Consider the following 13,019-nt stretch of genomic DNA (forward strand, 5'->3'; position numbering starts at 1 on the left):
CATTGCCTCCAAACTACTTTATCGATTGTTACTAAATGCCTTAATGCAAAGGTTACATTTCTGAATGGTATTTACATCCACCCATTTCGAACCACTCGCACTGATATATCCTTCTCCATCGGTAAGGTCTACCGACGCTGTCGTCTTATCCGCCGCATACTCGATTGCCAGCGGGTGCACGGCATTCGGGGTCTTGATACGCAGGCATACCGCATATCTTTCCCCTGCTTCAACAGGGATTTCTTCTGAAAAATCTATCGTATAATAGCCTGCATTTTTCAGGCTTCCCTCTGCCACTTTTTTCATATTTTTAAAAGAATTTTCATCTTCAAAGTTGTTTACCACATATAGTTCATACTCGGAATCTTTTCCGGTTGCATAAAAACTTGCAGCGGTCAGATTTTCTTTTCCCTGTGCGGTAAACACGTTCGCTCCATAAATGCTTTCCTTATTATAGCCTAACTGTCCTACCCAGCCACAGATGTCGCTTTGGTAAATATGGTCATAATTATCGACATCCTCAATTCCGGTATATACCACGTTGTGTGTACCAATATTGGTGTCGTAATAGGAAACATAAAAGATTCCCTGATCGCCAAAGGAAGTTCCCCAGCTGTTCTGACAAATGAAAGCTCCGTCGCCTTCTAAATCCACAGAAAAATTATCTTTCGAATAGTTATCGTCCCATCCAATGATTACCACATCGTGGTTTGGTTTTTCTGTACCAATATAGCAGTATGCATTGGTATTCGAATTGTAAAAGGCTGACTTGCTTTGTGAACTTTTTAACGCACTGTACAGAGATGACTGCACACCGCCATATTTAAAGACTGCCTCTTTGATTTTCTCGTAATCTTTTCCATCAATGACCTGAATTTCCTGCACATGTTTGACCGGCTTTAACGTATCGTCCGTCACACCGTCTCCATACGGGTCATCCTTTTCATAGACAGGCCCTTCCCATGCCGCTAAATATGCCATTCCCATTGTATACTCGCCGCCATCGTCCTGTGTCAGATTAAAATGGTTGTTTAACGTCATATGGTCAACCGAAAACTGTTCGGACTCCTCCGGCAAAAGCACAGACTCCATCGCACTAAGTCCAGCAAATGCCCAGCAGGTTCCATACGTTCCCTGGTCTTTTATCACAGATACGCGCTCTTTGCTCCTCAAATCATACGATGCCGGAATCACAGAGGTTGTCTCTGCCTGATCTGCCGTGGACGCCGTGTTTTCCTCTATATTCCAACTATAACTGTAATCTAAATATTTTGACAAGTCGGAAAGGCTGACATAATATTCTCCGTCCTTTTGCACCAGCGGAGATTCAATCTTTTCTTTTGTTCCGTTTACTCTGGCGAAATCTTCCTCCATCTTAAAGGAAATCTCACTCGTATGCTTTTCCACAAAAAGCGTATTATCATTATAAATATGGGCACTGCAATTGAGCGCATCACGCAAAAGAGAGACCGGCGCCATGATGTTCAGATTATCATCCATGAAAAATCCGTTATCCGTATTGCTGTACTCTTTGTTATCAATCACGACAGACAGTCGATTGTCATTAACACTCTCTGCAATCAAAGGATTCCACACCGTTTTCTCCAGATTTGCGCCACGGAACTCATCCACTTCCTCGTAATTTTTCCCAATGGTATTAAATTTTACAAAAAAGGCAATTGCCAAAAAAATATAAAAAACAATATATCGTTTGGAATACCTCATATATACTCCTTTACTGCTCTGCTTTTGGTCTTCTCGGTGGTTTTGGACCTAAAAACTGGTAAAAATATGTCTTTAACATTCCATTGTAAATTTTACGGTTCTTGTCCGCTTTTCTACCAATATATTTCTCGGTATCTTCATAACTTGTAATCAAAAACATCGACCAGGAATCCAAGCCCTGATATGCCTGTCCAATCTGTGTGTAAAGCGCTGGCAGCGCTTCTTTTTCTTCCAGACGCTCTCCATAAGGTGGATTGGAAATCACAAAACCATATTTTTTCGGATGGTGTAAGTCTGCCACCTCACGCTGCTGAAAATGAATCAGATGATCCACACCTGCGCGCTTCGCATTTTCCCTGGCTGCCTTTACAATCTCGCCATCAATGTCATAGCCCTGAATGTCCGTCTTCACGTCCGTATCAATCATCTCCTGCGCTTCCTTGACACACTCATACCAGGTCTTTTTCGCAATCAGATTCGTCCACGCCTCCGCCGTGAATGAACGATTCATTCCAGGTGCAATGTTGGCTGCAATCATTGCTGCCTCAATCGGAAATGTTCCACTTCCGCAGAACGGGTCCACCAGGATTCGGTCCGGTCTCCATGGGGTTAACATAATAAGTGCTGCTGCCAGTGTCTCTGTAATCGGTGCCTTACTCGTTAACGTACGATAACCTCTCTTATGTAAAGATTCTCCGGAAGTATCAAGTGCAACCGTTACTTCATCTTTATTTAAAAAGATACGGATTGGATACGAAGCACCTGTTTCCTCAAACCAGTCCACATGATACTCCCGCTTTAACCGCTCTACAATCGCCTTTTTGGAAATTGACTGGATATCCGACGGGCTAAACAGTTTACTCTTAATCGAGGACGCCTTTGTCACCCAGAACTTGCCATCTGCCGGAATATAATCCTCCCACGGAAGTGCTTTGATTGCCTCAAACAGTTCATCAAATGTCGTTGCCTTAAACCGTCCTACCTGAAGTAGTACACGTTCCGCCGTGCGAAGAAAAATGTTTGCGCGGCAGATTGCTTCCTCATCTCCGACAAACGTAATTCTTCCATCTTCCACCTTGCTAATCTCATATCCTAAATCATAAATTTCCCTTTTTAAGACTGCTTCCAGTCCAAAATGACAGGGAACCACTAATTCAAATTTTCTCATTGATACTCCTATATCTTTCCTCTTCATTGTAACTTCATATAAGTTATATTATCTGTTCCAAAAGAGCATGTCAATTGTTAAAATCATGAAAATGGTCCCATTTTCTGATACTTTTGAATTGCCTCAATTCCACCGACAATCGTATAAACCTCAAATCCCTGATGGCTCATTCTGCGCGCTGCCATCAGACTTGTACTTCCATACTGACAGTACAGAATATAGGTGCGTCCTTTTTTCAACTGGAACATCCAGCGTTCCATCTCGTCATACGGGCAATTGATGGCTCCTCTAAGGTGAAATTTCCGGTAATCCTCCCGTTCCCTGACATCGATGATGACCGCCCTTTTTTTCAAAAAAATATCTTCGAACTCCCTTGGATGCAAAAGATAAAATGCCATGTTATTTTCCTCCAACTGCAAGAAACATGCTTTTCTCACTGAAATGAAAAACAGATTACAAAATTGTTCTGTAATCTGTTTTTCGAAAAGAATTTACTTCTTTACACTCTATGCAGTTTTCAAAAAAATGTTCCTACTGCTCGTAGCTGTTAGAGCCGGACTTGTTAGAGGATTTGTTAGAAGATTTGTTTTTAGAACTGTTCTGTTCGTTATTGTTCTGTCCGTTGCTGTTCTGTCCGTTGCTGTCCTCATAGCTGTTTCTGCTGTTTGTACTTTTGTTCTTCGTATCTACGTTTTTTGCCATTTCTTTTTACCTCCTGTTTTTTACTGCAATTTTATTATTTGAAAAATGGCAAAAAATATACATCAAATCTAATTGCTTTTTATTTTTGAATACGTTATACTTATCTTGTAGCGTATTTATTATGTTACAGTTATACCCCTTATTAATTATTTATACTCCCCTCAAAAAACGCCGGTGCGTTGTCTTTTGACAAGGTACCCGGCGTTTTTTCCTATCTTCCTATTCACTTTTTGAAATCTACAATTTATAGAATTCCAGATTGTCCTCGAGCTCTCTGGTAATCTCTCCACCAGCCTTCTGATACTTATCGAGGAACATTTCCACACGATGAAGCTTTCTCTCATTTAAAATCTCATAACGTGAGAACATATCATGATACATTGGATTTGCCACCAGTTCTTCCCGAATCGACTTCGCAAACGGGCAGTAACGGAAAATAATATCCCGCGCCACTTTATTCAAACGGAAGCTTCCAACGGATTCATATTTAATCCAGTTCTGGTAATCTTTGACAAAAACTTCACGATAATTGTTTTTCGCACGTGTTAATGCATTCTTAATCTTCTCTTTTGCATCCGTAGATAAATCACGGTTCTTACGATAAAACTGAATGTAATCGCAGTATTCCGATGTCAGTGATTTCTCACGTACATCGTTCCAACGCATACCCTGAATCTTACGACAGATTTCCCAGCGATAACGTCCTGCCGTCTCCACCATCATATCCCCAATGTCTGCTACCGTTAAGATTGGGAAAATAAAACGTCCCGGTGTATCTCGTTTTGCTCCTGCTGTCTCCTGCCACATCATCGCTCTGCTGCCTGCATTCGGCATTAAAATGATATCCGGCAGAATTTCCTTCATGATGTTATCACGGTTTACATCATGTGCAGGGTCTGAGAATACCACTTCCCGGTAAAAGATGGAAAAGTCAATCTCCCGGACAGCATCCAGCGCATTTTCAATCTTCTGCGCTGTCACAAGCATATTGTTAAGAGAGTTCATAATATCATGCTCACAAAGAATCGGGCAGAATGTGGAAATTTTTCCGTAAGTTGCACGGTTCGTCGATTTAAACATGTTATCAATCTCGTACTGTACCCGTTTTGTCGTGTCATTTAATAACTGTTTTTCTTCTGCCTCTGTAATCTTCTTGGTCTTTCGCATCTCATGCAGACTCTCGATGTAATTTAAGTCGAACTCATTCTTCGATGGGTCTTTTTCTCCGTCATAGATTGCTTTTAACCAGTCATACATGGTGTATACATGCGCAGACTTACACTGATAAATGCGCTCCATCAAATCATAGAGTGCAGTCGCATTTTCCTCTCCAAGCACCGATACATCCATAAATCCAAAGTGGAAAAACATCTGCATAATCGGTGGAACCTTCGGTTCCTTCATCGAACGGAAAAATGCCTTTGTGTAAACCTCATAGTAAGCATTTCCAATCTGCTTTCTCAAACGTCTGACCTCATCATCCGTAGAAAGCTTGTCCGGCAAAAGATTAAACTGCTTGATATAACCTTTTATCTCGGCAGCCTGCTCTTTGGAACACTGCGCATAATCCAAAATATACTGTAAACAGTCTTCCTCCAAAATATTGGTATCATCATCCGGCAAATCCAGCTTCAAGGTCTCCTTCGGCAGCTCTTCGCCCTCAGGTTCTGCCTCGACCTCTTTCGCATAATTATCAAAGTCAAAAATCTTATACTCCTGGAAACGCTCCGTCACATCCTTTTTGGCAAACAATTCTGATTTTTCCGCATACTCCTGCATCTCCTGTACTTTCTGATGCACCGGAATAATGTCTTTTCCTTTTGCAGCACCTTGTTTTGCCAGGTCAAAAAAGAGTTCCAGCAAGTCTGCGCGTTTCTCATTTAAAAGAATATCCTGGTTGTTCTGAAGATATTCAATCATTGTCTCCATATTAGAAACCGCTGTGCACATCAGTTTTGACGCATGAAGAATCTCCCCGATACAAAGCTCCGGCTTGGATTCGTAAAAGTTGCGGAGTGCCTCCGGCTGTCTTTGTGCAATGCTTAAATTGTACTCAATCTCCCACTGATTGATTTTATCTTTTAATGTCATAGGGTTGAAAAATTCAATACGGCTAAAGTTCTTCTGTTCGATTCCCAGATCGGTACACATAGTCTGGTAATCCTGATATTTTTCCATGCAAAACAGATAAAAATCCCGAACAGACTGTCGAATCTTAAGATAACGGTTCAAAAGATTCTGACACTGAATAATTGCAGCATGCACAAACGCATAGGCATACTGCGGCTGCGAATAAAAAATAACCTTATAATCCTCTGGTTTTCGATATGGATATGACACTAAAATCGTATCTTCTTTTGCCACATAATCGCAAAGAAACGATCCTGCATCACTCTCCATCATTCCAATAATACATCCATTTTCCAGGATAAATTCATCATTTCTTGTAATCTGTCTGACCGATCCTTTTAAAATGATATATACTTCTTTCATCTTATCGCCGCGCTTGATAAAACGCTGCTTCGCTTTCAATTCTACTACTGCCATATTTTTTCCACCTGACCATTCGTTCTTTCCTAAAGGATACTAGGATTATTTTACCATATATTTGCAAAAGCCGCAATTGTGATTAAAGATACCTTTTCGCCCGATTCCACCCAAAATAAAAAATGTGTACGCTTACTTTTCCATTAAAAAAATCTGCTTTCTTATCGAAGCCCTTGTTTTCCCAAACAAAAGCTTTTTCTAAAAAAACAGATTTCATTTTCTTTCTTATTTGGTTTTTAATTCCATGATTGCATCTAACACACGGTCTGCCGCATCCTCTTTACTCATCAAAGAAAGCTGCGTCTCCTTCTCTTTTGAAATGATGGTGAGTACATTGGTATCGGTTCCAAAACCGGCGCCCTCCACCTTTAAGTTATTTGCAACAATCAGATCCAGATTTTTCTTTTCGAGCTTTGCTCTGGAATTCTCCAGCATATGCTCGGTCTCCATCGAAAATCCACAAAGAATTGTGTTTCCTTTTTGTGCACCGAGTGCTGCTAAAATATCATCGGTGCGCTCTAATTCAATCTTTGCTGCACCTTCTTTTTTCTTTACTTTCTCTGTTGCAACGGTTGCCGGACGATAATCGGCAACTGCGGCTGCCTTGATAATCACATCCTGCTCTTTCGCTGCACCTGTTACTTTTTCATACATTTCTTTTGCAGTGACAATCGGTTCCACCTGCACAAACATCGGAGGTTCAAGCGCAGTCGGTCCGGTTACCAATGTAACGTCAGCCCCGCGAAGCATTGCCATCTTCGCAAGTGCGTAACCCATTTTTCCAGTGGAATGGTTGGTAAGATAACGAACCGGGTCGATTGCTTCCTGTGTTGGTCCTGCTGTGACTAACACCTTCATTCCCGCCATGTCCTTTGGTTTTGCAAGCTCTCTTACAACATATTCTACCAGAGTCTCTTCCGAAGGCATCTTCCCATTTCCAATATCTCCGTTTGCGAGCATACCGGTTACCGGTGGAATCATCTCATAACCGAACCGTTTTAATTTTTCCAGATTATCCTGAACAATTGGATTCTCATACATATTGTGGTTCATTGCCGGTGCTATGAGCGTCTTGCAGGTACATGCCATCACCGTTGTCGTCAACATATCATCCGCAATCCCATTTGCAATTTTTCCAATTACATTTGCAGTTGCAGGCGCTATTAACACAATGTCTGCCTGTTTTGCCAGTGCAACATGCTCCACAGAAAATTCAAAATTCCGGTCAAACGTATCAATCAGACATTTATTTCCGGTTAATGTCTCAAATGTTGTTGCGGTAATAAAATTGGTTGCGTTCTGTGTCATAAGCACATGGACGTTGCAATGCATCTTTTTTAACATTCTGGCCACGTTTGGCATTTTATATGCGGCAATTCCTCCTGTAACTCCAAGCAATACCGTCTTTCCCTGTAACATTTCTTTCTTCCTTTCCAACTGTTGAACTCTAACTATTTTGGGTAGTCATCTGAACTACATCCCTTTTCTATCATCTGCTATTTTCGTAATTTAAATAATGCTTTGCAAATTGCTGTTGCAAGCACCGCTGCTACAATTGCTTCCGGAATTCCGTTTGCAGCGATGATTGATAAAATCACACCATATACGGCGTCAATCGCAATCCCTTTTGCACTTGCAAGCTCCTGGCTGAAACAGACATAAATCAGGTTCATGACAAGAAGTGTGTTGGTCAGTGCACCTAACGCGCCCGCAACCGGCAATGCAACCCAGTCTGCAGCTTTACTTTTTTTCAAAAGTTTCTTGATTCCTTTGTATACAAAAAATGGAACAATTCCTGCTAATATTCTAGGCACAAAACAAATTACAAGACTGAAAAAATTGCCTCCGATATCTCCAATGGAATAAAACGGTGAAAATGCAAATGATAAAAGACTTGGATTAAACGTATTGTTAATCAGGCTGGTACAGCCGAACACAAAACCTAAAAATCCGCCCTTCTTTGGTCCTAACATAATAGACCCGATGATAACCGGTACATGAATTAAAGTTGCCTTGATGACAACCAGATTGATATAACCTAAAAATGGCACAAATGCCATAATAATGATGATTGCTGTAAATAATGCAGTCAATACCATTTCATTTGTTTTTTTTGACATAAATCCTCCTGCTCTCGTTTGATTGTGACTTTTGGCGCACGATTCAATACGATGCTATTTTATTTTGTATCTATTTCATCATAAGACCACGCATTGATAACAGGTGATTCTCCTTGGTGCTTTCCAGTCATCCGGCACCTGCTATCTGCAGTCTATTGTATATTTGCTTCCTAATTCTTGCTTCTGCTGTCAGACTTTGCTATCTTAGCTTCTTACTCTCTTGCCTGTACAAGTTGAAGCTGCTTTGTAATCTGCTCTATCTCTAACATCAGAGCCGTATACATTTCCTGTTCCAAGCTTACCGGCGACATATGTGGGTGCTCAATTCGCATACGATATGTCTGTCTTAATAAAGCTGCTTTGGTATTCTCTAATTCCAAAATCTGTTCTCTTTCCATTTCAAACTATCCTCCAAATATGTGCCTGTTTTCCGGTTCAAACCCACAGATAATCATAGCATATTTGATAGAATTTAAAAGTGTAAATCTATGTACATTTTTGATAAAAAAAAGAGAAAATCTTTGCCATTTTGTCTATTTACAAATGGCTCTTTATTTGCTTGTTAGAATTTTAACACATACAGTTCCATATGCAATATGTAAAATTATACAAAGTTTTTCCAGAACGTTTTCTCTATGCCGCAGTTGTCTCTTTTGTGGCATTATCCAATCGCTCCAATGCGCCTTCTTTTAGGATTGCTTTTAATTTTTCCTTGATAATTCGCGAATTTTCGCCTGCCTGAATGGATAACACGCCCTCAATCACAAGCTCCATCTCCAAATGTTCCGCAGCGCAATTCTTATCCAATTTTCTTGCGATTGGAATACAAAGCCAGTTTGCAATAACCGAACCATATAAGGTTGTAATCAGGGCAAGTGACATTCCAGAACCAATGGAGGTTGCATCTGTCCCCATGGTTTTCATCATATTAATTAAGCCAATCAAGGTTCCTATCATTCCCCATGCAGGTGCATACGCTCCAAAATCTTCCCAGAACTTCACACGTTTTCTTTCGTTTTCTTCTTTGTGATCCATCTCGGTTTCCAAAATATCTCTGGCTAGTTCCGGCTCTGTTCCGTCCACAATAAGATTGATTCCTTTTTTCAAAAGCGGGTGCGTCAGGGAATCTGCTTTTTCTTCCAGACTTAATAAGCCTTCTCTTCTTGCAATATCCGACAAATCCAAAATCAGTTCCGAAATTTCTTCCAGATGATTTCCTTTTCGCTCAAAAGCAATTCCAATTCCCTTTAACCCATTCCAAAAATCTTCAAACGAATCCGCCGTCGCTAAAACGGCACATAAAGCTCCACCGACGGTAAGAATAAACGATGGAATATGTAAATAGTTGATTACCGTCTGAATGCCTCCATTGGTTGATATTCCAAACAGGATTGCTAAAAAACACATGAAAAACCCAGTCATGCCTGCTTTATTTAATTTCATTGCGAATTCCTCCTAAATCTTTTCTCTCTCTATCTTTATCTTTTGATTTAGGCGAGCAAAATGCAACCTACTTATCGTAGAATCCCAATCGGAACATCCATAGAGTCCTATTTTCTCATTCTTTGCTCAATTACTGCTAAAATGACATAAGTAATCAATGCATATAAAATCGGGAGTGCCAGTACTGCAAGTTCTACATACAACATGCTCATATCCTCAATGACTGACATGACACAGACAAATGCAACGATACTCACGCAGACACCAATTGGAATCACAATCGTTTTGAGCAGCCTTACCACATCCTGTTTTGCCGTCCTTGTTGACAATAACACGCATGCAATACAAAGGCAGGCTCCAATCAAAAATGCCGGTACATCTATATACCACGACATGTGATAATAGGTGTAAAAGAACATCATGGCAAATCCTGATATTAGAAACAGAAATCCAATCATCATGGATATCACATTTTTCTTTTTGTTTTCCCGGTTCTCTTTTAATAAGGTTAAAATATGATTTTCTGCCTGTCTGGCATATTCCGTGTTCTGCAATTTCTCTCCAGATAAAAGTTCATTGATGTTAATCTGCAATATGGAACATAAGGGAACCAGCAAACTTACCTCCGGTAATCCTTTTCCAGTCTCCCATTTTGAAACTGTTTTGTCACTGATATGAAGCTTTTCTGCCAGGTCTTTCTGCGTCAAGCCATTCTCTTTTCGCATCTGTTGGATAAAAAGTCCTATTTTCTCTTGCTCCATGCTATTCATCTCCTTACAAAGAAGTCTTTTGTTTCACCGCTACTCATATCTTCCCGGTATAAATATTAAAATGTAACAAAAACCCTAGGAACATTTTGCAATGTTTCTAGGGCTTCTTATAAGCGTGCGTGAGAAGATTCGAACTCCCGACACCTTGGTCCGTAGCCAAGTGCTCTATCCAGCTGAGCTACACACACATATTCAATTTGTACATCTGTACAATGCCGGCGACCGGAATCGAACCGGTACGATGTCGCCACCACAGGATTTTAAGTCCTGCGCGTCTGCCAGTTCCGCCACGCCGGCATACAACTTACGTTGTAAATGGGACCTACAGGGCTCGAACCTGTGACCCTCTGCTTGTAAGGCAGATGCTCTCCCAGCTGAGCTAAGATCCCATGCGATACTTGCAGTAAGTGTCAACCTACTACGAACGACCCAAGCGGGACTCGAACCCGCGACCTCCGCCGTGACAGGGCGGCGCTCTAACCAACTGAGCCATTGGGCCATATTATTTTGTAACTAGTGGACCATCGGGGACTCGAACCCAGGACCGACCGGTTATGAGCCGGTTGCTCTAACCAACTGAGCTAATGGTCCATAGAACCTGAGGTTCTTTAAAGCCGATGATCGGACTCGAACCGATAACCTGCTGATTACAAATCAGCTGCTCTGCCAATTGAGCCACATCGGCATAATGCCTCTTTACAGTCGACTAGTTATGAACACATTAAAGTGTTAAGTGACTCCGACGGGAATCGAACCCGTGTTACCGCCGTGAAAGGGCGATGTCTTAACCGCTTGACCACGGAGCCATACTATTGCGAAAAAAAGCTCCCCGAGTAGGACTCGAACCTACGACAGCGCGGTTAACAGCCGCGTGCTCTACCAACTGAGCTATCGAGGAATATGTTGAAAGTAAAATCAACAGTGATATTATACCTTCAAAACTTCATACAGTCAATACCGAATTTACAAACTTTTTGGTCAAGCCCTCGACCTATTAGTGACAGTCAACTGCACATGTTGCCATGCTTCCATCTCTGCCCTATCTACCTTGTAGTCTTCAAGGGGTCTTACTCCCGAAGGAGGGATATCTCATCTTGAGGGGGGCTTCACGCTTAGATGCCTTCAGCGTTTATCCCTTCCGAACTTGGCTACTCTGCCATGCCGTTGGTCGACAGCAGATACACCAGTGGTTCGTCCATCCCGGTCCTCTCGTACTAAGGACAGCTCCTCTCAAATATCCTCCGCCCGCGCCGGATAGGGACCGAACTGTCTCACGACGTTCTGAACCCAGCTCGCGTACCGCTTTAATGGGCGAACAGCCCAACCCTTGGGACCTGCTACAGCCCCAGGATGCGATGAGCCGACATCGAGGTGCCAAACCACTCCGTCGATGTGAACTCTTGGGAGTGATAAGCCTGTTATCCCCAGGGTAGCTTTTATCCGTTGAGCGATGGCAATCCCACTTTATGCCACCGGATCACTAAGTCCTAGTTTCCTACCTGCTCCACCCGTCGGTGTCGCAGTCAAGCTCCCTTCTGCCTTTGCACTCTTAAAATGGTTTCCGACCATTCTGAGGGAACCTTTGAGCGCCTCCGATACCCTTTCGGAGGCGACCGCCCCAGTCAAACTCCCCGCCTGGCATTGTCCCTTCACCGGATCACGGTGACAGGTTAGAAACCCAATACTGCAAGGGTGGTATCCCAACAGCGACTCCACTCAAACTGGCGTTCAAGTTTCTTAGTCTCCCACCTATCCTGTACATGCAGTACCGAATCCCAGTACCAAACTGGAGTAAAGCTCCATGGGGTCTTTCCGTCCTGGCGCGGGTAACCAGCATCTTCACTGGTACTTCAATTTCACCGGATGTATTGTCGAGACAGTGCTCAAATCATTACGCCTTTCGTGCGGGTCGGAACTTACCCGACAAGGAATTTCGCTACCTTAGGACCGTTATAGTTACGGCCGCCGTTTACTGGGGCTTAAATTCAAAGCTTCGATTGCTCTAACCTCTCCTCTTAACCTTCCAGCACCGGGCAGGCGTCAGCCCATATACATCACCTTTCGGTTTCGCATAGACCTGTGTTTTTGCTAAACAGTTGCTTGAGCCTATTCTCTGCGGCCCACTCTCGTGGGCTCCCCTTCTCCCGAAGTTACGGGGACATTTTGCCGAATTCCTTAACAATACTTCTTCCGTCGGCCTTAGGATTCTCTCCTCATCTACCTGTGTCGGTTTGCGGTACGGGTACATATCACACAATAGCGGCTTTTCTCGGCACATGGCTCACACGCTTCGCTACTTTTATTTCGCTCCACTTCACGCTTTTGGCTTATACGGCGGATTTGCCAGCCGTACACCTCCCTCGCTTGTACCGGTCTTTCCATTCCCGGCTCGTGCTTTCCACATGCGTCCCCACATTTCTGATGATACGCAGTACAGGAATCTAAACCTGTTATCCATCGACTACGTCTTTCGACCTCGCCTTAGGCCCCGACTTACCCAGAGCAGATCAGCTTTACTCTGGAAACCTTAGATATTCGGCCGGA

At 42.5% G+C, this 13,019-nt stretch carries 10 protein-coding genes, 8 tRNA genes and 1 rRNA gene (1 of these 19 running past the window's edge); all 19 read right to left on the reverse strand.

Annotated features, from left to right (window positions below; all coding sequences use genetic code 11):
- Window positions 1–18 precede the first annotated feature (18 nt).
- Window positions 19–1,725, reverse strand: coding sequence for a lectin like domain-containing protein (locus BIV16_RS10385; RefSeq protein WP_075680735.1), 1,707 nt, complete (start codon window positions 1,723–1,725; stop codon window positions 19–21).
- 10 nt (window positions 1,726–1,735) lie between these two features.
- A complete protein-coding gene (locus tag BIV16_RS10390) occupies window positions 1,736–2,893 on the reverse strand; it encodes a THUMP domain-containing class I SAM-dependent RNA methyltransferase (protein WP_075680736.1) in 1,158 nt (385 codons plus the stop codon).
- 83 nt (window positions 2,894–2,976) lie between these two features.
- On the reverse strand, window positions 2,977–3,291 hold the full coding sequence (locus BIV16_RS10395; RefSeq protein ID WP_075680737.1) for a rhodanese-like domain-containing protein: 315 nt from the start codon (window positions 3,289–3,291) through the stop codon (window positions 2,977–2,979).
- 133 nt (window positions 3,292–3,424) lie between these two features.
- Window positions 3,425–3,595 (reverse strand): hypothetical protein, encoded by a 171-nt coding sequence (locus tag BIV16_RS10400; RefSeq protein WP_159435938.1) that lies wholly within the window; start codon window positions 3,593–3,595, stop codon window positions 3,425–3,427.
- 237 nt (window positions 3,596–3,832) lie between these two features.
- Window positions 3,833–6,142, reverse strand: coding sequence for a cyclic nucleotide-binding domain-containing protein (locus tag BIV16_RS10405; RefSeq protein WP_075680738.1), 2,310 nt, complete (start codon window positions 6,140–6,142; stop codon window positions 3,833–3,835).
- Window positions 6,143–6,367: 225 nt separating this feature from the next.
- Window positions 6,368–7,561, reverse strand: a complete 1,194-nt coding sequence (gene coaBC, locus BIV16_RS10410) for a bifunctional phosphopantothenoylcysteine decarboxylase/phosphopantothenate--cysteine ligase CoaBC (protein ID WP_075680739.1) — start codon at window positions 7,559–7,561, stop codon at window positions 6,368–6,370.
- Between the two features lie 77 nt (window positions 7,562–7,638).
- Window positions 7,639–8,262 (reverse strand): ECF transporter S component, encoded by a 624-nt coding sequence (locus tag BIV16_RS10415; protein ID WP_075680740.1) that lies wholly within the window; start codon window positions 8,260–8,262, stop codon window positions 7,639–7,641.
- Window positions 8,263–8,474: 212 nt separating this feature from the next.
- Window positions 8,475–8,660: an aminotransferase class-III gene (locus BIV16_RS10420; RefSeq protein WP_075680741.1), complete on the reverse strand. Its 186-nt coding sequence runs from the start codon at window positions 8,658–8,660 to the stop codon at window positions 8,475–8,477.
- Window positions 8,661–8,895: 235 nt separating this feature from the next.
- Entirely contained in the window at window positions 8,896–9,705 is an 810-nt protein-coding gene (locus BIV16_RS10425; RefSeq protein WP_075680742.1) for a motility protein A, read from the reverse strand.
- A gap of 107 nt (window positions 9,706–9,812) precedes the next feature.
- Window positions 9,813–10,466 carry a helix-turn-helix domain-containing protein gene (locus BIV16_RS10430; protein WP_075680743.1) on the reverse strand — a complete coding sequence of 218 codons (654 nt, stop codon included), beginning with the start codon at window positions 10,464–10,466 and terminating at the stop codon, window positions 9,813–9,815.
- Window positions 10,467–10,589: 123 nt separating this feature from the next.
- Window positions 10,590–10,663 (reverse strand) — tRNA-Arg (locus BIV16_RS10435).
- Window positions 10,664–10,688: 25 nt separating this feature from the next.
- Window positions 10,689–10,772, reverse strand: a tRNA-Leu gene (locus BIV16_RS10440).
- 19 nt (window positions 10,773–10,791) lie between these two features.
- Window positions 10,792–10,864 (reverse strand) — tRNA-Val (locus tag BIV16_RS10445).
- A 36-nt stretch (window positions 10,865–10,900) separates the two neighbouring features.
- Window positions 10,901–10,974, reverse strand: a tRNA-Asp gene (locus BIV16_RS10450).
- 18 nt (window positions 10,975–10,992) lie between these two features.
- Window positions 10,993–11,066: transfer RNA gene (locus BIV16_RS10455), tRNA-Ile, on the reverse strand.
- Window positions 11,067–11,087: 21 nt separating this feature from the next.
- Window positions 11,088–11,160 (reverse strand) — tRNA-Thr (locus BIV16_RS10460).
- A 49-nt stretch (window positions 11,161–11,209) separates the two neighbouring features.
- Window positions 11,210–11,281, reverse strand: a tRNA-Glu gene (locus tag BIV16_RS10465).
- 19 nt (window positions 11,282–11,300) lie between these two features.
- A tRNA-Asn gene (locus tag BIV16_RS10470) sits at window positions 11,301–11,373 on the reverse strand.
- A 76-nt stretch (window positions 11,374–11,449) separates the two neighbouring features.
- Window positions 11,450–13,019: ribosomal RNA gene (locus tag BIV16_RS10475) — 23S ribosomal RNA — on the reverse strand; it runs 1,318 nt beyond the window's last position.

Source organism: Roseburia sp. 831b (assembly GCF_001940165.2).
Classification (GTDB): domain Bacteria; phylum Bacillota; class Clostridia; order Lachnospirales; family Lachnospiraceae; genus Roseburia.